The 23,818-nt window shown below is 72.9% G+C and carries 23 protein-coding genes and 1 pseudogene; 10 read left to right on the top strand and 14 right to left on the bottom strand.

Annotated features, from left to right (window positions below; genetic code table 11):
* Positions 1–77: 77 nt before the first annotated feature.
* Positions 78–467, top strand: coding sequence for a VOC family protein (locus ACOJVX_RS19220; protein ID WP_422646976.1), 390 nt, complete (start codon positions 78–80; stop codon positions 465–467).
* A gap of 107 nt (positions 468–574) precedes the next feature.
* On the opposite strand, the gene ACOJVX_RS19215 is transcribed toward ACOJVX_RS19220, so the two are convergent.
* Positions 575–1,171, bottom strand: a complete 597-nt coding sequence (locus ACOJVX_RS19215) for a class I SAM-dependent methyltransferase (RefSeq protein ID WP_051313852.1) — start codon at positions 1,169–1,171, stop codon at positions 575–577.
* A gap of 130 nt (positions 1,172–1,301) precedes the next feature.
* On the opposite strand from ACOJVX_RS19215, the gene lepA reads away from it, so the two are divergent.
* On the top strand, positions 1,302–3,149 hold the full coding sequence (gene lepA / locus ACOJVX_RS19210; protein WP_026418468.1) for a translation elongation factor 4: 1,848 nt from the start codon (positions 1,302–1,304) through the stop codon (positions 3,147–3,149).
* A 72-nt stretch (positions 3,150–3,221) separates the two neighbouring features.
* On the opposite strand, the gene ACOJVX_RS19205 is transcribed toward lepA, so the two are convergent.
* Both ACOJVX_RS19205 and ACOJVX_RS19200 read right to left on the bottom strand, forming a co-directional pair.
* On the bottom strand, positions 3,222–4,469 hold the full coding sequence (locus ACOJVX_RS19205) for an MAB_1171c family putative transporter (RefSeq protein WP_026418467.1): 1,248 nt from the start codon (positions 4,467–4,469) through the stop codon (positions 3,222–3,224).
* The gene (locus ACOJVX_RS19200; protein ID WP_051313851.1) at positions 4,462–4,962 is read right to left on the bottom strand and encodes an ImmA/IrrE family metallo-endopeptidase; all 501 of its coding nucleotides are present in this window, start codon (positions 4,960–4,962) and stop codon (positions 4,462–4,464) included. Before ACOJVX_RS19200 ends, ACOJVX_RS19205 begins: the two co-directional genes overlap by 8 nt.
* Positions 4,963–5,345: 383 nt before the next feature.
* Between ACOJVX_RS19200 and ACOJVX_RS19195 the strand changes: the two genes are divergently transcribed.
* Positions 5,346–5,999: an MOSC domain-containing protein gene (locus ACOJVX_RS19195; RefSeq protein WP_035274310.1), complete on the top strand. Its 654-nt coding sequence runs from the start codon at positions 5,346–5,348 to the stop codon at positions 5,997–5,999.
* A gap of 64 nt (positions 6,000–6,063) precedes the next feature.
* On the opposite strand, the gene ACOJVX_RS19190 is transcribed toward ACOJVX_RS19195, so the two are convergent.
* Complete coding sequence (locus ACOJVX_RS19190; protein ID WP_026418465.1) at positions 6,064–6,609, bottom strand: GNAT family N-acetyltransferase; 546 nt, start codon at positions 6,607–6,609, stop codon at positions 6,064–6,066.
* A 431-nt stretch (positions 6,610–7,040) separates the two neighbouring features.
* Between ACOJVX_RS19190 and ACOJVX_RS19185 the strand changes: the two genes are divergently transcribed.
* Entirely contained in the window at positions 7,041–7,307 is a 267-nt protein-coding gene (locus ACOJVX_RS19185; protein WP_051313850.1) for a hypothetical protein, read from the top strand.
* A 134-nt stretch (positions 7,308–7,441) separates the two neighbouring features.
* Here ACOJVX_RS19185 and ACOJVX_RS19180 read toward each other — a convergent pair whose 3' ends face one another.
* The 10 genes and pseudogenes from ACOJVX_RS19180 to ACOJVX_RS19135 form a co-directional block, all read right to left on the bottom strand.
* A complete protein-coding gene (locus tag ACOJVX_RS19180) occupies positions 7,442–8,221 on the bottom strand; it encodes an enoyl-CoA hydratase-related protein (RefSeq protein WP_026418464.1) in 780 nt (259 codons plus the stop codon).
* A gap of 126 nt (positions 8,222–8,347) precedes the next feature.
* Complete coding sequence (locus ACOJVX_RS19175) at positions 8,348–9,079, bottom strand: sirohydrochlorin chelatase (protein ID WP_051313849.1); 732 nt, start codon at positions 9,077–9,079, stop codon at positions 8,348–8,350.
* A gap of 46 nt (positions 9,080–9,125) precedes the next feature.
* Positions 9,126–10,016 carry an ABC transporter permease gene (locus ACOJVX_RS19170; protein ID WP_026418462.1) on the bottom strand — a complete coding sequence of 297 codons (891 nt, stop codon included), beginning with the start codon at positions 10,014–10,016 and terminating at the stop codon, positions 9,126–9,128.
* Positions 10,003–10,671, bottom strand: a pseudogene (locus tag ACOJVX_RS19165) (ABC transporter ATP-binding protein); the annotation flags it as partial. The pseudogene ACOJVX_RS19165 and the gene ACOJVX_RS19170, both read right to left, overlap by 14 nt.
* A 283-nt stretch (positions 10,672–10,954) precedes the next feature.
* On the bottom strand, positions 10,955–12,043 hold the full coding sequence (locus ACOJVX_RS19160; protein WP_030105339.1) for an ABC transporter substrate-binding protein: 1,089 nt from the start codon (positions 12,041–12,043) through the stop codon (positions 10,955–10,957).
* 29 nt (positions 12,044–12,072) lie between these two features.
* Positions 12,073–13,422: a sulfate adenylyltransferase subunit 1 gene (locus ACOJVX_RS19155; protein WP_422646975.1), complete on the bottom strand. Its 1,350-nt coding sequence runs from the start codon at positions 13,420–13,422 to the stop codon at positions 12,073–12,075.
* Positions 13,422–14,351, bottom strand: a complete 930-nt coding sequence (cysD, locus tag ACOJVX_RS19150; protein WP_253860309.1) for a sulfate adenylyltransferase subunit CysD — start codon at positions 14,349–14,351, stop codon at positions 13,422–13,424. Before cysD ends, ACOJVX_RS19155 begins: the two co-directional genes overlap by 1 nt.
* A gap of 148 nt (positions 14,352–14,499) precedes the next feature.
* Positions 14,500–15,246 (bottom strand): phosphoadenylyl-sulfate reductase, encoded by a 747-nt coding sequence (locus ACOJVX_RS19145; protein ID WP_051314197.1) that lies wholly within the window; start codon positions 15,244–15,246, stop codon positions 14,500–14,502.
* Positions 15,243–15,398, bottom strand: a complete 156-nt coding sequence (locus tag ACOJVX_RS19140; protein WP_026419823.1) for a hypothetical protein — start codon at positions 15,396–15,398, stop codon at positions 15,243–15,245. The genes ACOJVX_RS19145 and ACOJVX_RS19140 overlap by 4 nt, the downstream gene beginning before the upstream one ends.
* Positions 15,395–17,083 (bottom strand): nitrite/sulfite reductase, encoded by a 1,689-nt coding sequence (locus ACOJVX_RS19135; protein ID WP_422646974.1) that lies wholly within the window; start codon positions 17,081–17,083, stop codon positions 15,395–15,397. Before ACOJVX_RS19135 ends, ACOJVX_RS19140 begins: the two co-directional genes overlap by 4 nt.
* 442 nt (positions 17,084–17,525) lie before the next feature.
* Between ACOJVX_RS19135 and hemW the strand changes: the two genes are divergently transcribed.
* From hemW to ACOJVX_RS19105, 6 genes are all read left to right on the top strand, one after another.
* Positions 17,526–18,752, top strand: a complete 1,227-nt coding sequence (gene hemW, locus ACOJVX_RS19130; RefSeq protein WP_030225300.1) for a radical SAM family heme chaperone HemW — start codon at positions 17,526–17,528, stop codon at positions 18,750–18,752.
* A gap of 170 nt (positions 18,753–18,922) precedes the next feature.
* The gene (gene hrcA, locus ACOJVX_RS19125; RefSeq protein ID WP_026419826.1) at positions 18,923–19,948 is read left to right on the top strand and encodes a heat-inducible transcriptional repressor HrcA; all 1,026 of its coding nucleotides are present in this window, start codon (positions 18,923–18,925) and stop codon (positions 19,946–19,948) included.
* Between the two features lie 205 nt (positions 19,949–20,153).
* Entirely contained in the window at positions 20,154–21,326 is a 1,173-nt protein-coding gene (gene dnaJ, locus ACOJVX_RS19120) for a molecular chaperone DnaJ (protein WP_026419827.1), read from the top strand.
* 1 nt (position 21,327) lies between these two features.
* Positions 21,328–22,083: a 16S rRNA (uracil(1498)-N(3))-methyltransferase gene (locus ACOJVX_RS19115; protein WP_422646973.1), complete on the top strand. Its 756-nt coding sequence runs from the start codon at positions 21,328–21,330 to the stop codon at positions 22,081–22,083.
* A 39-nt stretch (positions 22,084–22,122) separates the two neighbouring features.
* Positions 22,123–22,506 carry a histidine triad nucleotide-binding protein gene (locus tag ACOJVX_RS19110; protein WP_026419829.1) on the top strand — a complete coding sequence of 128 codons (384 nt, stop codon included), beginning with the start codon at positions 22,123–22,125 and terminating at the stop codon, positions 22,504–22,506.
* A 159-nt stretch (positions 22,507–22,665) separates the two neighbouring features.
* Positions 22,666–23,814, top strand: a complete 1,149-nt coding sequence (locus ACOJVX_RS19105; protein ID WP_081715600.1) for a PhoH family protein — start codon at positions 22,666–22,668, stop codon at positions 23,812–23,814.
* Positions 23,815–23,818: the final 4 nt, after the last annotated feature.

Here is a 23,818-nt window from a genome sequence, read left to right as displayed (position 1 = left end):
CTCCTGGGGGAGCATGGACGAGGACCCCCGGGCCGTCGGCGCCGACGGCCCGTCGACATCCGAGGGAGGGAGCCCCGATGGAGGTTCTCGGCAGCCGGGTGCTGGTGCGCCCCGTCGACCGCGACCGCAGCCTCCGGTTCTACCGGGACGCGTTGGGACTGGCGATCCACCGGGAGTTCCCCGGCGGGACGGTGTTCTTCCTCGGCAACGGGTTCCTGGAACTCTCCGGACGGGGAACTGGTTCGTCCGCTCCGGACGTCGCGATCTGGGCGCAGGTCCGCGACCTCGCGGACACCGAGGCCGAGCTCACCCGTCGCGGGGTCCCGGTGCTGCGGGAACCCCGGACCGAGCCCTGGGGGCTCCGGGAGATGTGGATCGCCGACCCGGACGGCCTGCGCATCGTGCTCGTGGAGATCCCCTCCGACCACCCCCTGCGCCGCGACACCCGGTCCGACCCGGAGCCCTGACCGGGGCACGCCGTGCGTTCCGGGCGGGCCCCGCCAGCGATCGGCGGCACGGAGCCATCGATCCGCTCGACCAGGACGAACGGGACCCCGCGCCGGGGCCGTCGTCGTCACCCGGCGCGGGTCCCGATGATCTCCACGGAACCGCCGACGCCCCTGTCGTCGATGTCGACCTCCACCGAGGTGAAACCGCAGGCCGTCAGCTCGTCGGGGATCTCGTCCAGGACGTTGCCCAGCACGCCCCGGTGCGCGGAGAGCACGAGCCGGCCGTGCGGGCGGAGCACCCGGCGCACCTCGGTGAACCCGGCCCTCCTGTCCGGCCACAGGTGCACGTTGTTCACCGAGATCGCGATGTCGACCGAGTCGTCGGCCTCACCGAGCTCCGCGGCGGTTCCCAGGTGCAGGCGCATCTGGCCGGATCGCACCCGCTCCGCGCAGCGGGCCAGCGCGGTTCGCACCATGATCCGGGACGGGTCGACGCCGACGACGTGACCACGCCACGCCGCCTCGGCCGCGGCGAGGAGACCGACACCCGGTCCGAAGCCGATGACGAGGACCGTGTCCCTGGGCGCCGGGTCGGCGAGGAGCACCGCGTGGCGCTCCACGGAGCGGTTCAGCCAGGACATCAGCAGTCCGCCCAGCCTGCCAGGCAGGCCGCGCGGCTCCCCGAACGCCGCCCGCCCCAACACCGAGCGGTGCCTTCCCACCCGTCCATGACAGCACAGGGCGTCCGGGAGCACCGGACAGGCGACCGGGAGGACACACGCCGCACCCGGACGGTGTCATGGGACGATGGGAGCGTCCACCCTTCCGCCCGACCGCGCGAGGAAGCTTGCATTGAGCACGTTCGCAGACACGACCTTCACCTCGCCGGAACTCATCCGGAACTTCTGCATCATCGCGCACATCGACCACGGCAAGTCGACCCTGGCCGACCGGATGCTCCAGCTCACCGGGGTCGTCGAGGACCGCGCCATGCGCGCCCAGTACCTCGACCGGATGGACATCGAGCGGGAACGCGGCATCACCATCAAGGCGCAGAACGTGCGCCTGCCGTGGCGGGTCGACGGCCAGGACCACGTGCTGCACCTGATCGACACACCGGGTCACGTGGACTTCACCTACGAGGTCAGCAGGTCCCTGGCCGCCTGCGAGGGCGCGATCCTGCTGGTCGACGCGGCGCAGGGCATCGAGGCGCAGACCCTGGCCAACCTCTACCTGGCGCTGGAGCACGACCTCACGATCATCCCCGTGCTCAACAAGATCGACCTGCCCGCCGCCGAGCCGGAGAAGTACGCCGCCGAGCTGGCGCACATCATCGGCTGCGAACCCAGCGACGTGCTCAAGGTGTCGGCGAAGACGGGGATGGGAGTCGGTGAGCTGCTGGACGAGGCGGTGCGGCAGATCCCGCCGCCCACCGGCCAGACCGACTCCCCGGCCCGGGCGATGATCTTCGACTCCGTCTACGACACCTACCGGGGCGTCGTGACCTACATCCGGGTCGTCGACGGCCGGATCATGCCCCGGGAACGCATCAGGATGATGTCCACCGGCGCGACGCACGAGCTGCTCGAGGTCGGCATCATCAGCCCCGAGCCCAAGCCCTGCCCCGGCTTGGGCGTAGGTGAGGTCGGTTACCTGATCACCGGGGTCAAGGACGTCCGGCAGTCCAAGGTCGGGGACACCATCACCCTGGAGCGCAAGGGCGCCAAGGAAGCGCTCGGTGGGTACCGGGAGCCGAAGCCGATGGTCTACGCCGGGCTGTACCCGGTGGACGGCTCGGACTACCCGGAGCTCAGGGAGGCGTTGGACAAGCTCCAGCTGAACGACGCCGCCCTCACCTACGAACCCGAGACCTCGGCGGCGCTCGGGTTCGGGTTCCGCTGCGGTTTCCTGGGGCTGCTGCACCTGGAGATCACCCGGGACCGGCTGGAGCGGGAGGCCGGGCTCGACCTGATCTCGACCGCTCCCAACGTCGTGTACCGGGTGCGCCTCGACGACGGGACCGAGCAGGAGGTCACCAACCCCTCCGACTGGCCCACCGGCAAGATCGCGGAGATCTTCGAGCCCATCACCCGCTGCACGGTCATCGCGCCGAACGAGTTCGTCGGTGCGATCATGGAGCTCTGCCAGAGCCGCCGCGGCCAGTTGGACGGGATGGACTACCTGTCCGAGTCCCGCGTGGAGCTGCGGTACACGCTGCCCCTCGCCGAGATCATCTACGACTTCTTCGACTCGCTGAAGTCCAGGACCAGGGGATACGCCTCCCTGGACTACGAGGAGTCCGGCGAGCAGAGCTCCGACCTCGTCAAGGTCGACATCCTGTTGCAGGGTGAGCCGGTCGACGCCTTCAGCGCGATCGTCCACAAGGACGGGGCCTACGCCTACGGGACGCGGATGGCCACGAAGCTGCGGGAGCTGATCCCGCGCCAGCAGTACGAGGTGCCCATCCAGGCCGCCATCGGGTCCCGCGTGATCGCGAGGGAGACGATCCGCGCGATCCGCAAGGACGTCCTCGCCAAGTGCTACGGCGGCGACATCACGCGGAAGCGGAAGCTGCTGGAGAAGCAGAAGGAAGGCAAGAAGCGGATGAAGATGGTCGGCCGGGTGGAGGTCCCGCAGGAGGCCTTCGTCGCCGCGCTGTCCACCGAGGAGTCCAGCGACAAGGGCAAGGGCAAGAAGTAGCGGGAGCGCCCGGGGCCGGGGACCGCACGTCGGTCCCCGGCCCCCGGTGGTCGGCGGTGGACGCCGCGCGGCTCAGCCGGTCGGAACGGGTGAGGGGCTGAGCCGCCCGCTCAACTGGCGGGTGACCGGGTGGTGCCAGGCGCGGCCGACCCGCTGCCACCAGCCGATGTCGTCGGCCAGGGTCTCCTGCCGGTCCCGTCGGCCAGGACGGGCCGCCTCCTCCACGAACCGGTGGTCGTCCTCGTCACGGCGCAGCGCCGCCCTGATCATCACCGCCTCCGCGATGGCCTCCGCGCTCTCCGCGTCCTCCCCGGCGGCCACCGCCTCGGCGTAGGCCCGGTCCCGGAGGCGGGTGTCCATGTGGCCGTGCAGGGCCACCAACACGTCCCAGCACTCCACCACGCGGTGGTAGAGGCGCAGGTCGAGGTGGCGCAGGTTCACCGCGTCCCAGAGGTGTCGGAACCGCTCGGGGACCCAGGCCGGGGCCAGGCAGAGCACCACCCCGGGGCGGGCCGAGGTGAGCGCCAGCCAGAGCGGACCCAGCCGGCGGTAGGCGGCCCGGTGCCGGGCCAGCCTGATCGCGGCCGGCACCCCGGAGGCGACCAGCGGCATGAGCGTCCCGATCCCGTGCAGCAACGCCGAGGTGGCGATCAGGACCCATTCCAGCTGGTACTGGTCGTAGCCGGGCTGCCACCCCGCGAGCACCGCGACCATGAACACGACCTTGTGGACGAGGTAGGCCAGCGCCACGATCGACCCGGCGGTGATGAACCGCAGCCCCCGCCGGGTCCAGGGGCGGGTCCCCGGGTCCCGTGCCCACACGATCGTCAGGTACGTCACCCCGAGCGCCGTGAGACCCATGTAGCAGGCGTAGAGCAGCATCCCCGCCGCCGACCACGGCGCCTGGCTCCAGTCCGAGGTCAGGGCGGCGTGGGCGTCGCCGACGGGGGACAGGACCGCGATCAGCCAGCGTGCCGCGAGCACGCCGAGCAGGACCCACAGGTGTGCCCGCACCCGGCGGTCCCTGGTGGGGCCGGCCTCCCAGACCCAGCAGAGGAAGAAGACCCGCCAGGCGAAGATCGCCACCAGCACCGGGGTGTGCCGGAGGGCGTAGGAGTACTCCCAGCCCAGCGCCTCCACCAGGGCCGGGGTGACCGCGTCGAGTTCGAGGACCAACGCCACGGACAGGGCGATCAGGCCGAGGCACATCGCCCGCAACGCGGCGCGGTGTTCGCTCTCCGAGCGTCGCAGGTGCAGGAGCTTGAGCACCCCTCCGGACAGCACGACCGCGATGACCAGCAGCTGGATGGCGTCACGCATGCCTGACCCCCGGTGGTGCCTCGAAGGCGCCGGCCAGCCGGCCCGCCGTGCCGTGTCGGGTCAGGAGTCGCTGCCCCACGGCTCGCCACATCTCGTACGCCAAGGTCTCCGCCTCCAGTTCCAGCTGGTCCTCGTAGTGCTGTCTGTGCATCATGAGCGGCGGCTGGTTGCCCTGGGTACCGCCGGACAGCGGGCGGCCCCGGTGCCCCAGGAGCATGTGCGCCAGCTCGTGGAACACGGTGTTCTGCCGGTGCAACGGGCTGGCCGTGGCGTCGTAGACGATGAGGTCCTCCTCGCCCCGGCTGATCCACAGCCCGGACGCCACGGCGGCGTACCTGCTCATCGTCGAGGGGACGAGGAGGATGCGTCGTCCCCGTTGGCGTTCGATGGAACTCAGGAAGGCGGTCAGCGACCACGGGACCGGGATGTCCAGGGTGGCCAGCACCGCCTTGGCTCGACGACGGGCGAGGGCCAGGTTCGGCTGTCCCCGCATCACGACTCCCTCCGACACACGGCGGACAGGCGTTGCGCAGGGCGGCGGCCGTGCTGGAGCGGGCGGATCTCGAGTCCGTTCGCGTTCGTCCCCCCGTGGCGCGTCGCGCCAACCCGTACCGTCGTCCTGTGAGTCGACAGTAGTCACCGTGGGTGGTGGTGTCCGCACCGAGTGCTGACGCGTGGCGGTTGGCCCAGACCTTCCGCCCGAACGCCGTACCCGTCGCGGACGCGAGGACGGCGGAGCCGGGACACCCCTCGGTACGGCCTCGGCGCCGGAGGGGTGGCGCCGGAGCGTGGCCCGCCGTGCGCTGGGGGTGGGGTTCCGGGACACCCACCACACCACTCTTGTGGGTGATAAGCGGGGTCTTCTAGATTCGAGCGATGGGAGAAGTGGTCTCGGTCAACGTCGCCGTGGTCCGTCATGGCGCCTGGACCGGGCGGATGGGCAGTTCGGGAATCGACAAGCGGGCCGTTCCAGGGCCGGTGTCCCTGACGGGTGCGGGGGTGGCCGGCGACACCATCGTCGACACCGCCAGCCACGGCGGCTGGTACCGCGCGGCCTACGCGTTCGAGTTGGCCGAACTCCGCTACTGGTCCCAGGAGCTCGGCAGGGAGCTGGTGCCCGGCAACGCCGGGGAGAACCTCACCCTGGACGGGATGGACAGCAGCGACGCCGTCATCGGTGAACGGTGGCGGATCGGGTCGGCCGTGCTCAGGGTGACCGGCCCGCGCACCCCCTGCCGGGTCTTCGCCGGGTTCTGGGAGGCCGAGCGTTTCGTCCGCCGGTTCACCGAGCGGGGCCGGACCGGGGCCTACCTCGCCGTCGACGAGGAGGGACTGGTCTCGGCGGGTGACCGGGTCGAGGTGCTGAGCAGACCGGCGCACGGTGTCACGGTGGCCGAGGTCTTCGCCGTGAAGCAGCGTCGCCGCCCCGACCTCGTGGACCACGTCTGCCAGGCGCTCGACGACCTGCCCCAGGAGTGGGCGGACAAGGTGCGCGCCGCCCGCGCCGCGGCCACGACGAGCATGGCGTGACCCGGAGGCCGTGACGAGAGGCGGCGGCCCGGGAGCGGCCGGCGTTCACCACGCCACCGCGCCCTCACGTCAGCGGTAGCCGGGCGCCGAGCACGAGGAAACGCGGCCGGCGCAGCCACTGGTAGGGCCCGCTGAGGACCCGGAACCCGCGACGGCGGTAGAACTCCCTCGCCCGCCGGTTGGCGACATTGGCCTGGAGGACGATCCGGTCCGACGTGGTGCTCCCCTCCACCGCGTGAACCAGCGCGGTGCCCAGGCCCTGGCCGTGGTGCTCGGGGCTGACCTGGAGTTCCGCGAGCTCGAAGGAGCCCTCCAACCAGTGCAGGTTCCCGGTGGCCACCAGCGCGGGCCCGACCATCGCGGGCCAGCTGGGGTGCTGGCCGCAGGGCCACCCGACGGCGACCCCCACCAGGCGCGACCGTTCGCGCACACCGAGGGCCAGCAGACCGGGGAGGTCGACGACACGCGGCAGGTAGTTGGCGGTGTGCTCGGCGAAGGGCTGGTCGGCCGCCGCCATCGCCCGCCGGGCCAGGTCGATCACCTCCCCCACCTGGGAGGAGAGGTCGATCGGTTCGATCCTGGCGGAGGGTCGCCCGGCGGGGGAGGTCATCCGCCGCCCCCGATCGTGCCGGCGTCGTTCCCGCGTCCCATCTCGAACCCCTCCCATGCCCTGCCGTGCCCTGCTGGCGGGACCAGGCCCCACACTGGTTCCGCCCCCGGGGGGCGGTTCCCGCCAGGCCGACCCTACGGGCGACCTGGTCTCCGAGGACATGGTGCGCTCCGGTGTGCCGCCCCGCCGGAGGAACACCCGGTCACGGCCGCCGTGCGGAACTCCGCCGGCCCCGGGGAGCGCACCTCCGCCCACCGGGTGAGCGCCGAGCGTGGCCCGCGCGGGCGCGACCACCACCTCGGCGGGTCGGCCGGACCCGGCGGGAGGGTGGAACCCGGTCGGACACGCCCCCGGGGCGTCCGGTCGACCACCGCGCGCCGCGCCAGGTGGTACCCGGCCACCCCGAGGAGGGCGGCGCGTAGGCTCCTCCCGTGTTCTCGGCACTGGTCAGCTGGTGGGACGGAGTGGAGCTGTGGATGGCCCAGCTCCCGTTCGTGCTCCAGTTCGTACTGGTCATGGCGGTCCTGTTGCCGTTGGCGTGGCTGGCGGCCTTCGTGATCGACCGGGGCGTCGACGGTGTCTCCGCGCGCCTGCGCCGATACCGGCGGTCCCGCCTTCGACCCGCCGACGGGAAACCGGACCAGCCCAGCGCGCCGAACACCGACACCACCCGGCACCACGAGGGGACCGCCCAGTGAGTTCTTCCCGTCGCGTCACCGTCGTGCTGCTGGGACTGATCCTGCTCGTCCTCGTCGCCTGGGCCTGGCAGCAGTGGGCATGACCGGGGCCGCCGGAACCGACTGGTGCCGCCGCGCGGCCCCACCGGGGTGGGTCACCGGGTGGGGGTGGGCACCCAGGCCGGGGGGCGCTTCTCGGCGAAGGCCCGCATCCCCTCCTGCCCCTCCGGGCCGGCGAAGTGCCCGGCGGACAGGGTGAGCAGGGCGGGGTAGTCGGCCGGGACCTGCCTGGCGGTGGTCTCCCGCAACAGGGCCTTGGTCGCCGTCAACGCCCCCGGCGCCCCCCGCCCGAGCATGTCCAGGTAGCGGGCCACCTCCTCGTCGAGGTCGGCCTCCGGTACGGCGGAGTTGACCAGCCCCAGCGCCGCGGCCCGGTCGGCGCCGAAGGTCTCCCCGGTCAGGAGGAGTTCCGACACGGCGGTGGCGGCCATTCGACGCAGCAGCGGCACGGAGATGACCGCCGGCACCAGCCCCAGTCGGACCTCGGTGAACGCGAAGGTGGCGGTCGAGGCGGCCACGACGATGTCGGCGGAGGCGAGGAGGCCGACGCCGCCGGCCCTGGCCGGTCCCGCGGCCCGGACGACCACGGGTTTCGGGCAGGAAGCCACCAGCTCCATCAGTTCCGGCAGTTCGCGCACGCCCTGCTGGTCGGCGGTACCGCCCCGGGACTCCTTCAGATCCATTCCCGAGCAGAACACCGGGCCGGTGTGGCTGAGCAGCACCACGCGTACCGCCTCGTCCTCCCGGACGGTGAGCAGCAGGTCCCTGAGCTCGCCCCGGAGCCGGGTCGAAAGCGCGTTCCGGTTGTGCGGTGAGTCGAGGGTGAGGACCGCCACCCCGTTCCGCAGCGAGTAGTCGATCAGTCGGTCGGCCATACCGCACGGTAGCCCGGGTGTGACCTCCGGCACGAGTGCCCGAGGGCGGTCGGGCACGAGGCCCGCGCGACCGAGGAGCACCCCACCGCGCTGCCCGGGGCGGTCGAGGACCGTTCCCAGCCCCGGTCAGGCGTAGCGGCGGCGCGGGGGCGCGCACTCGGCGGCGTGGAAGCGGCGCAGCACCAGTTGGGCCAGTTCGATGTCCGCGCCGATCGGGGCGGCGATCGTGGCGTCCGGGGCGAGGTCGCGGACCCGGTCGACGACCCTGGTCAGCAGCAGCCCCGGGGCCAGGAACCAGGGGGCGACCGCGATGCGGCGCGCACCGGCGGCCCGCAGGCGTTCCACCGCCACGTCGACCGCCGGGTCGGCCGCCGCCGCGAAGGCGGGTTCCACCCCGGCCCACCCGCCCGAGGCGGCCCACCGGCTGGCGATGTCGCGGACCAGGGCGTTCGCGGGTTCGTGGGCGGAACCGGCCGCGGCGAGCACGACCCCGGTATCCGGCTCGCGCGGACCCACCTCGGCTTCGGCCAGCCGGCGCAGCACCGACGACTCCAACACGGGATCGGGTCCGAGGACCTCGGCGACGCGGACGTCGACCTCCGGCCTGCCCCGGCGGACGGCTTCGATCGAGCCGGGCACGTCCACACCGGCGTGGTAGGCGTGGGACAGCAGCAGCGGCACCACGGTGACCGGCCCGTCCACCCGGGACAGCACCTCCCCGAAGCGGGGCGCGGACAGCTCCAGGAAGGACAGCCGCACCTCAAGGTCCGGGCGCAACGTCCTGACGACGTCCATCAACGTGGAGATCGTCGCGGCCGAGCGGGGGTCACGACTGCCGTGAGCGACAGCGAGCAACATCGGGCACCACCTCAGCATGTCCTCGTGTCGGAACCGGCCCGCCGGTTCACACCGCCCCGGCCAGGCCGCGGCCGCGCAGCACCCGCCGCTCCACAGGTCGGAAGACGAGCAGTTCAATGCTGATTCCGACGAGGAGGATGAGCAAGATGGCTGCGATCACACCGGACATGCTGTTCATGGCCCTCGCCTGTTCCAGGGTCTGCCCCAGGCCCACCCCGAGCTGGGGCGAGTTCGCGATCAGTTCGGCCGCCATCAGCGAACGCCAGGAGAACGCCCAACCCTGCTTGCAACCGGCCAGGTAACCGGGCAGCGCGGCGGGCAGCGACACCAGGCGGGCGCTCGTGAGGGGCCCGGCGCCCACCGCCTTCCCCACCCTGGTCAACAGGGGAGGGACCTGGTCCAGCCCGGACATGAGCCCGTTCATGATCGAGGGCACCGACCCCAACAGCACCACGGCGTAGATGGTCGCCGGGGTCAGCCCGAACCACAGGATCGCGGCGGGGACCCAGGCCACCGACGGGAGGCTCTGAAGCCCCGTGATGAGGGGGCCGACGGCGTTGCGCAGGAGGGGAACCCTCGCCACCAGCAGCCCCAGCGGCGTGGCGATGATCACCGCGGTGAGGAACCCGAGGACCGCGCGGTGGACCGAGACCCACAGCACCCCCCAGATCTCCCCGTCGCCCACCAGGTCACCCACGTGCTCACCGACCGCGGCCGGAGCGGGGAGCTTGAACTCCGGCCAGATCGCCGCGGCCCACAGGGCCTGCCACACCGCCAACACGGCGAGGACGGCCACGACCGGCGGTACCGCCCTGGTGAGCAGCCGCCGCCACCAGGGCGTCCCGCGCTCCACCGGGGTGTCCAGCGCGTCGAGGCCGGCAGCCACGTCGGCCAGGCCGTCGGCCTCGGCGCGGGAGCCGGTCTCAGTGCCTGCCATGACTGGAGATCACCTCCCGGAGGGCCGCCGTGATCTCCTCGGTGACCTCGGCCTCGGCCACCCCGGTCGGGCCGAGCGCGGCACCGCCGTCACCGCCGGAGGAGCGGAGCGTCCACTCACGGACCACCCGCCCCGGTCGGGAGGACAGCAGGACCACCCTTTCGGCCAGGCGCACCGCCTCCCGCACGTCGTGGGTCACGAAGACCACCGCCGCCCCCGTCGCCCGCCACACCCGCAGCAGCTCGGCCTGGAGGATGTCCCGGGTGATGGCGTCCAACGCCCCGAACGGCTCGTCCATCAGCAGCAGCGGAAGACCGGTCGCGCCGGTCCTGGTGCAGGCCAGTGCCCTGGCCAACGCCACCCGTTGCCGCATGCCACCCGAGAGCTGGTGCGGACGCCGGGACCCCTGGCCGCCGAGGCGGACCAGGTCGAGCAGTTCCTCGGCGACGGCGCGCCGTGCGGCGCGACCGAGACCGGCCACCCGGAGCGGCAGCTCGACGTTGCGCCTGGCGCTCAACCACGGCATCAGGCCCGGCTCCTGGAACATGACGGCCGGGCGTCCCGTGGACACGTCCACCGACCCCGCCGTGGGCTCGTCCAGCCCGGCCACGAGGTTCAGCAGCGTGCTCTTCCCGCAGCCCGAGGCACCGAGGAGGCAGACGAACTCGCCCGCCCGCACCGCCAGGTCGACGCCGTCGAGCGCGACGACGGAGCGCGGCCCCGCTCCGAACGACCGGCCGACGCCGCGCAGGCGGACCGCGACCTCCCGTTCCGGGCTGTCGGCGCGCTGGGGGGAGGTCGTGGTGTCGGTGACGGCGCTCATGGTGTCTGCCCTCCTGCGCGGCCCCCGGTGCGCACCGGGGAGGCGTCGTCTGTCACGGGTCGCGAGCGGGTACCGGTGCCTGGACCCGGTCCCCGCCGGGTGGCGGCGCGGGTGGTCATCCCTCACCCAGCCCGGCGTCGTCCACCGGGGGCCGGCCGGCCTCGGCGAGCACGTTGTTCAGCGGTCCGACGTCGACCAGGCCGTGGAGGTCCGGGACGGCCGGGCTGAGCCCGGCGGTGACCGCGTCCTCGGCCAGGCGGGGGAACGTCGCGGCCAGCGGGTCGAGGTCCAGGTCGATGTTCTCGAAGGCCCGGTCGAGCACGGCCTGGTCCAGCGGGGCCCCGGCCAGGCGGTCCAGTTCGGCGTTGACCACGGCCTTGGCGCGCCCGAGGTCCTCCTCCACCCAGTCGGTGCTCCGCAGCAGCCCCCGCACCAGGGCCTCGACGGTCTCCGGGTGCTCCCGCAGGTACTGGGTGCGGACGATGAGCACGGTGGTGGGGAAGGCACCCCCGTCCCACAGGTCCCGTTCGTCGACGAGGACCTCGGCGTCCGCCTCCACGACCAGGCGTGAGGCCCACGGCTCGGGGAGCCAGCCCCCGGCCACCGCTCCCTCCCGGAACAGGTTCAGCGTGTCCGGGTTCCTGATGTTCTGCACGGTCACCTGGTCCGGGCCGTCCCCGCTGGGCAGGTCGAGGTCCACCAACCACTTCTTCGCGGCCACGTCCTGGGTGTTGGCCAGCTGGGGGGTGGCCACCGACTCGCCGAGCAGGTCCTCCGGGCCGTCGATGTCCGCCCGCACCACCAGCTGCGCCCCGCCGGAGGTGGCTCCGGCGACCAGCCGGGTGTGGGCTCCACCGGACTCCTGGAACGCGGTGAGGGCGGGGTTGGAACCGATGAAGGTGGCGTCGAGCGAGTCGCCGAGCAACGCGCCGACCGCGTCCGGGCCGGCGTTGAAGGTCTGGGGGACCAGCTCGGTGTCGCCGAGTTCCTCCGCGAAGAAGCCCTCGCTCACCCCGGCCACCGCCGCCGCGTGGGTCACGTTGGGGAAGTAGCCGAGGCGCAGCTCGGCGGCGGCCCCCAGGTCCGCCGGGCCGTCCGCCTCGTCCACCCGGTCGGCGCGGCTGCACGCGGTCGCGGCCAGGAGCAGCGCGGCGCCGACCGCGACGGCGCGGGCGGACCCTCTCCGCACGGGGGTGGTGGTCATGCTCGTTCCCGTTCCTCTCGGTGTCGCGGTCACGCCTCGTGGCCGAGTGGGCCCGGGGACGACCCGGCGGGACCGTCGCCGTCGGGGATCACCGGCAGGGGACGGCCGACGAGACCGGCGGCGGCGGTCGTGCCGTCGGCGGGGTCGATCAGCAGGAACGCGCCGGTCCGGTGGGAGTCGGCGTAGTCGTCGACGGGCAGCGCCTGGGCGCACCTGATCCGCACCCGCCCGATGTCGTTCAGCTCCAGCAGGTCCGGGGCCGGTGACGACCCCAACCGCTGTTCGTCGAAGCGGGCGGCGAGTTCGGTGACGATCGCCGGCACGGTGCGGGTGCCGTGCTTGACCAGGAGCCGGGTCCCGGGGCGCAGCGGGCGGTCGGCCAACCAGCACAGCACGGCGTCGAGTTCCTCCCTGGGAGTGGGGGCCGACGTCGCGCCCGCGATCAGGTCGCCCCGCCCGATGTCGAGGTCGTCGCCCAGCACGAGGGTCACCGACTGGCCCGGCACCGCGTGCGGGAGCGGGCCGTCCGCCGTGTCGATGCGCGCCACCGTGCTGGTCAGGCCGGCGGGTGAGACGGTGACGCGGTCACCGGGCCGGACCGTCCCGGCGGCCACCTGCCCGGCGTAGCCCCGGTAGTCGGGGTGCTCCGGGGTGCGCGGGCGGATCACGTACTGCACGGGGAACCGGAAGGGCGCGTCGCGGTGGTCGGTCGCCACCGGGGTGGTCTCCAACAGCTCCAGCAAGGTCGGTCCCGCGTACCAGGGAGTCGCCGTCGACGGGCGTGCCACGTTGTCGCCGACCAACGCCGACACCGGCACCGACCGCACGCGCCCGGCCGGGTAGCCCAGCGCCGAGGCGTGGGTGGCGAAGTCCTTGGCGATCGACTCGTAGGTCCCCTGGTCGTAGCCGACGAGGTCGATCTTGTTGACCGCGAGGACGAGGTGGGGGACCCCGAGCAGGGCGGCCACGGCGGCGTGCCGACGTGTCTGCTCCAGCAGCCCGCGCCGCGCGTCGACGAGGAGCACGGCCAGCTGCGCGGTCGACATCCCGGTCACCGTGTTGCGGGTGTACTGCACATGGCCGGGCGTGTCGGCCAGGACGAAGGTGCGGCGGGGCGTGGCGAAGTAGCGGTAGGCGACGTCGATGGTGATGCCCTGCTCCCGTTCCGCGCGGAGGCCGTCGACCAGCAGGGACAGGTCCGGCGTCGCCAGGCCCCGGTCCGCGCTGGCGCGGGTGACGGCGTCCAGCTGGTCGGCGAGGACCGACTTCGTGTCGTGCAGCAGCCGACCCACCAGCGTGGACTTGCCGTCGTCCACGCTGCCGGCGGTGGCCAGGCGGAGCAGGCCGCGGGTGTTCTCGCCGTGTCGCGCACCGACCATCAGAAGTAGCCCTCCCTCTTGCGGTCCTCCATGGCGGCCTCGGAGAGCCGGTCGTCGGCGCGGGTCGCCCCGCGCTCGGTCAACCGGCTGGCCGCGACCTCGTCGATCACCTCGTCCACCGTCGAGGCGGTGGACTCCACCGCCCCCGTGCAGGAACCGTCACCGACGGTGCGGTAGCGGACCGTGGCGCGGCGGACGGCCTCACCGTCCCGAGGCCCGCCCCACGGCCCACTGGTCAGCAACATCCCGTCGCGGGCGAACACCTCCCGCTCGTGGGCGAAGTACAGGGAGGGCAGCGGCACGCCCTCCCGCGCGATGTAGGCCCAGACGTCGAGTTCGGTCCAGTTCGACAGCGGGAACACCCGGACGTGCTCCCCGGGCTGGTGGCGGCCGTTGTACAGGTTCCACAACTCCGGGCGCTGCCGGCGGGGCTCCCACTGGCCGAAGGAGTCGCGCGGGCTGAAGACCCGCTCCTTGGCCCTGGCCCGCTCCTCGTCCCGGCGGCCCCCGCCGAAGACCGCGTCGAACCGGTGCTCGGCGATGCTGTCCAGCAACGGCACCGTCTGGAGCGGGTTGCGGGTGCCGTCGGGGCGTTCGACCAGTCGGCCGTCGGCCAGCCAGTGCTCGACCTCGGCGACGACCAGTCGCAGGCCGTGCTCGGCGACCAGGCGGTCCCGGAACTCCAGGACCTCGGGGAAGTTGTGCCCGGTGTCGACGTGCAGCAGCGGGAAGGGCACCGGCGCCGGCCAGAACGCCTTGATCGCCAACCAGACGAGCAGCGTGGAGTCCTTCCCACCGGAGAACAGGATCACCGGCCGGTCGAACTCACCCGCGGCCTCCCGGAGGACGTGGATCGACTCCGATTCGAGCGCGTCCAGCGTGGACAGCGGGTCGGCCTCGGAACCGACTGGCGGGGCGACGGCGACCATCGGCGGGGACGGGGAGTGCTGGGGTGGGGTGTGCGGCGTGACGTTGCCCATCGGCGCCTCTCTCACGGCGGATCGGTGGCGGTGGTGTGGAGGGGGATGCGGGGCGGGCGCAGGACTGGTCGCCCGCCGGTCACGGGTCGGGGCCGTGTCAGCCGTGCAGCCCGCACTCCGTCTTCCGCAGGCCGGCCCACCGCCCGCTTCGCGGGTCGGAACCGGGCGCGGGACGACTGGTGCACGGTCGACAGCCGATGGAGGGGTAGCCGGCCGCCACGAGCGGGTTGACCAGCACCTGGTGTTCGGCGGCGTAGTCGGCCATGTCCTCGTCGCTCCAGAAGGCGAGGGGGTTCACCTTCACCAGGCCGTGGCGTTCGTCGAAGGTCACCAACGGCGTGTCCGCCCGCGTCGGTGCCTCCACCCTCCGCACCCCGGTCACCCAGGCGCGGTAGCCGGAGAGCGTGCGGCGCAACGGTGCGACCTTCCGCAGCGCGCAGCACCGGTCGGGGTCGCGGGCGAACAGGTCCGGTCCCTCGATCGCGTCCTGCTCGGACACCGTGCGCTCGGGGACCACGTCGACCACCCGCACCGGATAGGTGGTGGCCACCGCGTCACGGGTGCCGATGGTCTCGGCGAAGTGGTAACCGGTGTCGAGGAAGAGGACCGCGACACCGGGCCGAGCCCGGGACGCGAGGTGGACCAACACCGCGTCCTGCATGTTGGAGGCGACGATCCAGTCGTCGCCGAAGGTCCGCGCGGTCCACGCCAGGACGGTGGCGGCGTCCGCTCCGGCCAGCTCGCGGGCGCCGTGCTCGGCCAGCGCCCGCGACTCCGCCCGCCGCGCGTCCGTGTTGTCGGGGGCGGGGCCGGCTCCGTTGGCCCTCGGGCGGGTGGCGCTCATGGGGACACCTCCGGTAAGGCGAGGCCGAGCATGCGCACCGCGAAGACGCGCCGGCACGCGGCGCAGCGCCAGGCCCCGGCGTGGTCGGCTTCCGGGTACAGGTCCTCGTCCGCGCAGTACGGGCAGTAGTGGGGGACGGCTCGGTCGGTCACGTGAGCGCCCCGGCCTCGGCCCGCTGCGCCCACCGCGCGAACCGTTCCCCCGGTTCACGCTGCTCCACGTACCGACGGACCACGCGTTCCACGTAGTCCGGCAGCTCCTCGGCGGTCACCTTCAGCCCCCGCAGCTTCCGGCCGAACCCGGCGTCCAGGCCCAGCCCACCGCCCAGGTGCACCTGGAACCCCTCGACCTGCCGGCCGTCCTCGGCCCGGACGATCTGCCCCTTGAGGCCGATGTCGGCGACCTGGGTGCGGGCGCACGCGTTCGGGCAGCCGTTGATGTTCACGGTGACCGGGTCACCGAGGTCCGATCCCACGTCGGCGAGGCGACGTTCCAACTCGGACACCAACTCCGCGGCCCGGCCCTTGGTCTCGACGATCGCGAGCTTGCAGAACTCGATGCCGGTGCACGCCATGACGCCCCGCCGCCACGGCCGGTCGTCCGAACGCAGCCCGAGGGAGTCCAGATCGGACCGCAGCGCGGCCAGCTGCGCCTTGGGCACGTCGAGCACCAGGAGGTTCTGGTGCACGGTGGTGCGGACCCGGCCGGACCCGGCGCGCTCGGCCGCCTTGGCCAGCGCCACCAGGGTCGACCCGGAGACCCGCCCCGCGACGGTGGTCGCGCCCACGTAGTAGCGGCCGTCGCGTTGCCGGTGCACCCCGACGTGGTCGCGGTCCCGAACGGCCGGCGGGGGAGCGGGACCGTCGGTGAGCCGCCGGCCCAGGTACTCCTCCTCCAGCACCTGCCGGAACCGTTCGGCACCCCAGTCGGCGACGAGGAACTTCAGGCGCGCCCGGTGCCGCAGCCGCCGGTAGCCGTAGTCGCGGAAGATCCGCACGACGCCGTGCCACACGTCCGGGACGTCGTCGAGGGGGACCCACGCCCCCAGTCGCACCGCCAGCCGGGGGTTGGTGGACAGCCCACCGCCGACCCACACGTCGAACCCCGGGCCGTGTTCGGGGTGGTCGACGCCGACGAAGGACACGCAGTTGGTCTCGTGCACCACGTCCTGGCGGGGGGACCCGGACACCGCCGACTTGAACTTGCGGGGCAGGTTGGACAGCTCGGGGTCACCGATGTAGCGGCGGGTGATCTCCTCGATGGCGGGAGTGCCGTCGACGATCTCGTCCTCGGCGATCCCGGCCACCGGGGAGCCCAGCACCACCCGGGGGCAGTCCCCGCACGCCTCGGTGGTGGACAGCCCCACGGCCTCCAGCTCCCGCCAGATGGCCGGTACGTCCTCGATGCGCACCCAGTGGAGCTGGACGTTCTGCCGGTCGGTGATGTCGGCGGTGTCCCGCGCGTAGGTCTGGGACACCTCCCCGATGACGCGGAGCTGTTCCGTCGTCAGCGCTCCGCCGTCGATCCTGACCCGGAGCATGAAGTACTCGTCGTCGAGTTCCTCCGGGGCCAGCACGGCCGTGCGCCCGCCGTCGATCCCGGGGCGGCGCTGGGTGTACAGGCCCCACCAGCGGAACCTGCCGCGCAGGTCCGCCGGGTCGATGCTGGCGAACCCGCCGGCGGCGTACCGGGACTCGATGCGGGAGCGCACGTTCAGCGGGTTGTCGTCCTTCTTGGACCGCTCGTTGGGGTTGAGCGGCTCCCGGTACCCCAGGGCCCACTGCCCTTCACCACGACGACGTGGGGGCGTGCTCGTCGCCTCGGGTGGGGAAACCATGCGTGACCTCCGACGTTCGGACGGTGCGCGCGGGGTGCGGTGGCCGACGCCCGGGAGACGGGCGGAGGGAGGACCAGCCGACGCACCCGGCGCCTGCTGGTGGAAGAGGAGAGCGGCGCGGGTCTAGCGGCCGGGACGGCACAGTGCGCTGGCGACGCGCTTGTAGTCGACGTGACGTCGAGCTACCAGTCGCATACGCAGTGCGGTCATGGCTTCGAGCCTGCCACGGGCGTGAACCCCGGTCCACCCCCGACCGCATGGTGGGAAACGGCGGCGGGGACGGTCCTCCCGTGGTCGTGGGGGTGGGATCCGGTCGGCGCCTCGGGGCCACCACCGGGCGGGGCGGCGTGGACCCGGTCACGTGGAGAGCCCGCCCACGACCGCGGGGAGCGGTCCTCCACCGCCCGTCTGGTCGTCGACGGCGCGGTGGAACACTGCGGAGGTGCCCTCGACCCTGCCCGACGGTGAGCCGGTCCCCTCGGACGGTTCCCTGCCCCCGGAAGCGCTGTCCACCTTCGGACGGCGGCCCTTCGGTGTCTACGTCCACGTCCCGTTCTGCGCCACCCGGTGCGGCTACTGCGACTTCAACACCTACACCCCCGGCGAGCTGGGCGGGGCTGCCTCCCCCGACTCCTGGGCGGAGGCGGCGCGCCGGGAACTGGAACTCGCGGCCACCGTCCTCGGCGACGGCCGGCCCGTCGACACGGTCTTCGTCGGAGGGGGCACCCCCTCCCTGTTGGGCGCGGACCGCCTGGTCGAGGTGCTGGGCTGGATCCGCGACACCCTCGGGCTCGCCCCGGACGCGGAGGTGACCACCGAGGCGAACCCGGAGTCCACCTCTCCCCGGTTCTTCGAGACCCTCCGCGCCGGCGGGTACACCCGGGTTTCGCTGGGCATGCAGTCCGCCGCCCGGCACGTGCTCGCCGTCCTGGACCGCCAGCACTCGCCGGGGCGGGCCGCCGCCTCGGCGAGGGAAGCCCGGGCGGCGGGGTTCGAGCACGTCAACCTCGATCTCATCTACGGAACGCCCGGCGAGACCGACCAGGACCTGCTGGCGTCGCTGGACACGGTCGTCGAGGCCGGTGTTGACCACGTCTCGGCCTACGCGCTCATCGTCGAGGACGGGACGGCCCTGGCCAGGAGGGTGCGGCGCGGGGACCTGCCCGCCCCGGACGACGACGTGCTCGCCGCCCGCTACGAACTCCTCGACGACACCCTGGGCCGAGCCGGCTTCGGCTGGTACGAGGTGTCCAACTGGGCGCTGACCTCAGCCGGACCGGGGGCGCGGTGCCGGCACAACCTCGGCTACTGGACGGGGGGCGACTGGTGGGGAGTCGGCCCGGGCGCCCACAGCCACGTCGGCGGGGTGCGGTGGTGGAACGTCAAGCACCCGGCCCGCTACGCGGGTCTCCTCACCCAGGGACGCACCCCCGCCGCCGGGCGGGAGGTCCTGGCGGAGGCGGACCAGCTGGTGGAGCGGGTGCTGCTGGAGCTGCGGGTCGTCGACGGGCTCCCCGTGGAGGTGCTGGCCGGGTCTGCGCGCGCCGAGGCCGAGGCCGCGGCCTCGGAGGGGCTACTCGACCCGGCGGCGCTGCGGTCGGGACGGGCGGTGCTGACCAGGAGGGGGCGGCTCCTCGCCGACGGCGTGGTCCGCCGACTGGTCGCCTGACCGCCTGTCACCCGGTACCGGTACCGTCGCCGGGCGTCACGATCGAGCCGCGGCCGAGGAAGGCTGACCTCACGGTCCCCTGACACCACTAAACTTGGATCAGGCGCGCCCCGGCCACCGGGTCGGCGGTGTCGTCTACCCAGGCATCCGGACGAGGTGGGAGGCACCTGATGGCGACCGCGGAGGAACGCCGATTCGAGGTGCTGCGCGCGATCGTCGCCGACTACGTCTCCACCCACGAACCGGTCGGTTCCAAGGCGATCGTCGACCGGCACAACCTCGGCGTCTCCAGCGCGACCGTGCGCAACGACATGGCCGCGTTGGAGGAGGACGGGCTGATCACCCAGCCGCACACCAGCGCTGGCCGGGTCCCGACGGACAAGGGCTACCGCCTGTTCGTCGACCGGCTCAGCGAGGTGAAGCCGCTGTCGCGGGCGGAGCGGCGGGCCATCCGCAGCTTCCTGGACGGCGCGCTCGACCTCGACGACGTCCTGCGGCGCAGCGTGCGGTTGCTCGCCCAGCTGACCAGGCAGGTCGCCGTCGTGCAGTACCCGACGCTCACGCGGTCGACGGTGCGGCACCTGGAGGTCGTGCCGATCACCTCGGCGCGGCTGATGTTGGTGCTCATCACCGACACCGGCCGGGTCGACCAGCGGATGGTCGACCTCGCCGACGTCATCGGCGAGGACGACGTCGGCAGGTTGCGCACCATCCTGAACTCCGCGATGGTCGGGCAACGCCTGCCCGAGGCGTCCGCGAAGGTCGCCGAGCTGCCCGAGCAGGCCCCCGCCGAACTGCGGGACTCGGTGCTGCGGGTGTGCGGGGTGCTGATCGAGTCGTTGGTGGAGCACCCGGAGGAGCGGCTCGTGCTGGGTGGCACGGCGAACCTCACCCGCAACATCACCGACTTCCCCGGTTCGCTGCGCCAGGTGCTGGAGGCGCTGGAGGAACAGGTCGTCGTGCTCAAGCTCCTCGCCACGGCCCGCGACTCCGGCACCGTGACGGTGCGCATCGGCGGGGAGAACGAGGCGCGGGAGATGCGGGACACCTCGGTGATCTCGGTGGGCTACGGGGTGCACGACATGGTGTTGGGCGGGATGGGGGTGGTCGGCCCCACCCGGATGGATTATGCGGGGACGATGGCGGCGGTCCGCGCGGTCGCCACCTACGTGGGGGAGATACTCGCTGGACGCTGACCACCTCCGGCCGTGGGACAGACCAGGGCCGGACGTGGAACATGGACGGGAACCCCATCGAACGGGCAGTGGCCGACCCGCCCGGTGCGACCCGAGGAGCGGGTGCCACTGCCGGCAACCGAGGTGCGCGCCGTGGGGGCGCGCGAACCGAGCGAGAGCGCGGCAGCCGCGGGTGGCGGCGGCTGCGACAGGAGGACTGGAGAAGGTGGCCAAGGACTACTACGGCTTGCTCGGAGTGAGCCGGGACGCCACGCCGGACCAGCTCAAGCGGGCCTACCGCAAGCTGGCCAGGGAACTGCACCCCGACGTCAACCCGGATGCGGACGCCCAGCAGCGCTTCCGGGAGGTGACCGCCGCCTACGAGGTGCTGTCGGACCCGCAGAAGCGCAAGATCGTCGACCTGGGCGGTGACCCGCTCGCCAACGGCGGCGGTGGTGGCGGTCGGGGAGCGTCCGACCCGTTCGCCGGGTTCGGGCTCGGCGACATCATGGACGCCTTCTTCGGTGGTGGCGGCCCGGGCGGCGGAGGACGCGGCCCCCGCAGCCGGGTGCAGCCCGGCAAGGACGCCCTGCTCCGGCTGGAGCTCACGCTGGAGGAGTGCGCCAGCGGCATCAGCAAGGAGATCGCCGTCGACACGGCGATCGTCTGCGACCTGTGCCACGGGACCGGCTGCCAGAACGACTCCGTACCGGAGATGTGCGACACGTGCGGCGGTCGCGGCGAGGTCCAGTCCGTGCAGCGGTCGTTCCTCGGCCAGGTCGTCACGGCGCGGCCCTGCCCCACCTGCAAGGGGTACGGCGAGGTCATCCCCGACCCCTGCCGCCGCTGCGACGGTGAGGGCCGGGTCCGCGCCCGCCGCGAGATCACCGTGAAGATCCCCGCCGGTGTCGGGGACGGCATGCGGGTGCGCCTGAGCAACCAGGGGGAGGTCGGCGTGGGCGGCGGCCCGGCCGGTGACCTCTACGTCGAGGTCGTCGAGCTACCCCACGAGGTCTTCGTGCGCGAGGGCGCGGAGCTGCACTGCACGTTGTCGATCCCGATGACGGCTGCCGCCCTCGGAACGGTCATCCCGTTGGAGACCCTGCACGGCGCCGAGGAGATCCGCGTCGAACCCGGCACCCAGTCGGGCACCGAGGTGCTGCTCAGCGGGCGTGGCATGCCCAAGCTGCGTCCGAACGGGCGCACCGCCGGCACCGGTGACCTGCACGTCCACCTGGAGGTCGCGGTGCCCACCCGGCTCGACAGCCGGCAGACGGAACTGCTCCGGGAGCTGGCCGCGCTGCGCGGTGAGGAACAGGAGGACCTGGCCGCCGCCCACACCAACGGCAGGAGCGGCGGGCTCTTCTCCCGGCTGCGCGACTCGTTCGGTCACCGCTGAGGTGCGGGACCGGGACCGCCGCACGGCCGGGCTCCCCGTCTTCCTCGTCGACGGGCTGCCCGAGGCCGGCGAGGTGGACCTGACCGGCGAGGAGGGGCGGCACGCGTCGACCGTGCGGCGGCTGCGGGCGGGGGAGGAGCTGCTGCTCGGCGACGGAGCGGGCGGCCGGGCCCGCTGCCGGGTGACCTCGCTCGGCCGGGGTGAACTGCGCGTGGAGGTCCTGGAGCACTGGTTCGAACCCGCTCCGGCGCTGCGGGTGACCCTCGCGCAGGCGTTGGTCAAGGGCGACCGGGGCGAGCTGGCGGTCGAACTCGCCACCGAGGCCGGTGTCGACGCGGTCGTGCCGTGGCGGGCCGAGCGGTGCGTGGCGAAGTGGGAGGACGGCCCGCGTGGCGCGAAGGGGCTGACCCGCTGGCGGTCGTCGGCCCGGTCCGCGGCGAAACAGGCCCGGCGGGCCTGGCTGCCGGCGGTCGAGGAGCCGCTGGGCCTGAGCGGGCTCGCCGCTCGGGTGGCCTCCGCCGACCTCGCGCTGGTCCTCCACGAGGTCGCCGACCAGCCCCTGCCAGCCGTGCCCCTCCCCGCCTCCGGGGAGGTGCTGCTGGTCGTCGGCCCGGAGGGCGGGATCACCGACCGCGAGTTGGCCGCGCTCACCGAGGGTGGGGCGGTCCCGGTGCGCATGGGGCGCACCGTGCTCCGCGCCTCCACCGCCGGGGTGGTGGCGCTGGGTGCGCTGGGCGCGCTGACCGGCCGGTGGTGACGTGACCCGGATCTGATCGTGAAGCATTAGCCTGGGGCCATGAGTGAAGCGGAAGCGGACTGCCTGTTCTGCCGTGTCGTCGCCGGTGAGCTGCCGAGCACGATCGTGCGGGAGACCGACACCGTGGTGGCGTTCCGGGACATCAACCCGCAGGCGCCCACCCATGTGCTCGTGATCCCGAGGGCCCACTACGCGGACGCCGCCGAGGTGGGGCGCGAGGAGCCGTCGCTGTTGGTGGACATGCTCAACGTCGCGGCCGGGGTCGCCGAGGAGGAGGGGCTGACCGGCACGGGCTACCGGACGTTGTTCAACACCGGTGCCGACGCGGGGCAGACCGTCTTCCACGCCCACCTGCACCTGCTCGGCGGTGAGCCGCTCGGCGGCCTCGTGGGAGGCGTGCTCAAGGCTCCCTCGGACGCGTGACGAGGGAGCACGTCCCGTCACCCCGTGCGCGGGTAGTCGAATCAACAGTGCGTCCCGGCGCCCGGGCCAGCTAGCATCGTGGCGTGGCCGTTCGGCGCCGGGCGCACCGGACGGGAGTCGAGAGGCGCGCGCAGGCGCAGAAGGCAGGCCCGAGAGCACGTGGCTGGATCCGCAGCGAGAACCGCTCGCAGTGTCGACACGACATCGGGGGGCGGGACCGCCCCGGCCGGAGCGGCGAACACAGCAGGCAACGGGTCGGCGGGCGGGCCAGGACGGGCACGCTCCAGCATCGTCGTTCCCGACCCCCTCGTCCTGGGGCTGCTGGGCTCCCAGGACGAGAACCTCCGCGCGTTGGAGGGGCTGGTCAGCGCCGATGTCCACGTCCGGGGCAACGAGGTCACCCTCTCGGGGGCCCCTGCCGACGTGGCCTTCGCCGAGCGCCTGTTCAACGAGCTGGTGACGCTCGTGGGCAGGGGAGAACACCTCAAACCGGACGTGGTGCGCCGCACGGTGGGCATGCTCTCCGCCGACAGCGGCGAGTCGCCCGCCGAGGTGCTGAGCCTGGACATCCTCTCCCGTCGCGGCCGCTCGATCCGCCCCAAGACGCTGAACCAGAAGAGGTACGTCGAGGCCATCGACCACCACACGGTGGTCTTCGGGATCGGCCCGGCGGGAACGGGCAAGACCTACCTGGCGATGGCCAAGGCGGTGCAGGCGCTCCAGGCGAAGCAGGTCAACCGCATCATCCTGACCCGCCCGGCCGTGGAGGCCGGGGAACGCCTGGGCTACCTGCCCGGCACCCTCTACGAGAAGATCGACCCGTACCTGCGGCCCCTCTACGACGCGCTGCACGACATGATCGACCCCGACTCGGTGCCCCGGCTGACGCAGGCCGGCACGATCGAGGTCGCTCCGCTGGCGTACATGCGAGGGCGCACCCTGAACGACGCCTTCATCATCCTGGACGAGGCGCAGAACACCACGCTGGAACAGATGAAGATGTTCCTCACCCGCCTCGGCTTCGGATCGAAGATCGTCGTCACCGGTGACGTGACCCAGGTCGACCTGCCCAGCGGGGCGACCAGCGGGCTCCGTATGGTCCGGGACGTCCTCGAGGGCGTGGACGACGTCCACTTCTCCACGTTGACCAGCAAAGACGTGGTCCGACACCGGCTGGTCAGCGACATCGTGGAGGCCTACGACCGTTGGCACGCCCGGCACGACAACAACTCTGACGACCAGGAGGAATCGGACCGGGGTCGTGGCTCGGCCGGGCGGCAGGGCCGCGGCCGGCGCCGGGACCGGTGAACGA

Source organism: Actinoalloteichus caeruleus (assembly GCF_049311605.1).
GTDB lineage: Bacteria > Actinomycetota > Actinomycetes > Mycobacteriales > Pseudonocardiaceae > Actinoalloteichus_B > Actinoalloteichus_B caeruleus.
The sequence above is the reverse complement of the archived record's forward strand: the minus strand, read 5'-3'. Positions and strand labels throughout refer to the sequence as shown.

Bases quoted from the DNA above. Each gene is read 5' to 3' on its own strand.
- ACOJVX_RS19200 (WP_051313851.1), bottom strand. From the start codon at position 4,962: ATGCGGGGACAGCCGAACCTGGCCCTCGCCCGTCGTCGAGCCAAGGCG.
- hrcA (WP_026419826.1), top strand. From the start codon at position 18,923: ATGGCGACCGCGGAGGAACGCCGATTCGAGGTGCTGCGCGCGATCGTC.
- ACOJVX_RS19190 (WP_026418465.1), bottom strand. From the start codon at position 6,609: ATGACCTCCCCCGCCGGGCGACCCTCCGCCAGGATCGAACCGATCGAC.
- ACOJVX_RS19220 (WP_422646976.1), top strand. From the start codon at position 78: ATGGAGGTTCTCGGCAGCCGGGTGCTGGTGCGCCCCGTCGACCGCGAC.
- ACOJVX_RS19145 (WP_051314197.1), bottom strand. From the start codon at position 15,246: ATGAGCGCCACCCGCCCGAGGGCCAACGGAGCCGGCCCCGCCCCCGAC.
- ACOJVX_RS19170 (WP_026418462.1), bottom strand. From the start codon at position 10,016: ATGGCAGGCACTGAGACCGGCTCCCGCGCCGAGGCCGACGGCCTGGCC.
- ACOJVX_RS19205 (WP_026418467.1), bottom strand. From the start codon at position 4,469: ATGCGTGACGCCATCCAGCTGCTGGTCATCGCGGTCGTGCTGTCCGGA.
- ACOJVX_RS19155 (WP_422646975.1), bottom strand. From the start codon at position 13,422: ATGGTCGGTGCGCGACACGGCGAGAACACCCGCGGCCTGCTCCGCCTG.
- ACOJVX_RS19135 (WP_422646974.1), bottom strand. From the start codon at position 17,083: ATGGTTTCCCCACCCGAGGCGACGAGCACGCCCCCACGTCGTCGTGGT.
- cysD (WP_253860309.1), bottom strand. From the start codon at position 14,351: ATGGTCGCCGTCGCCCCGCCAGTCGGTTCCGAGGCCGACCCGCTGTCC.
- ACOJVX_RS19180 (WP_026418464.1), bottom strand. From the start codon at position 8,221: ATGGCCGACCGACTGATCGACTACTCGCTGCGGAACGGGGTGGCGGTC.
- ACOJVX_RS19175 (WP_051313849.1), bottom strand. From the start codon at position 9,079: ATGTTGCTCGCTGTCGCTCACGGCAGTCGTGACCCCCGCTCGGCCGCG.
- ACOJVX_RS19110 (WP_026419829.1), top strand. From the start codon at position 22,123: ATGAGTGAAGCGGAAGCGGACTGCCTGTTCTGCCGTGTCGTCGCCGGT.
- ACOJVX_RS19160 (WP_030105339.1), bottom strand. From the start codon at position 12,043: ATGACCACCACCCCCGTGCGGAGAGGGTCCGCCCGCGCCGTCGCGGTC.
- ACOJVX_RS19195 (WP_035274310.1), top strand. From the start codon at position 5,346: ATGGGAGAAGTGGTCTCGGTCAACGTCGCCGTGGTCCGTCATGGCGCC.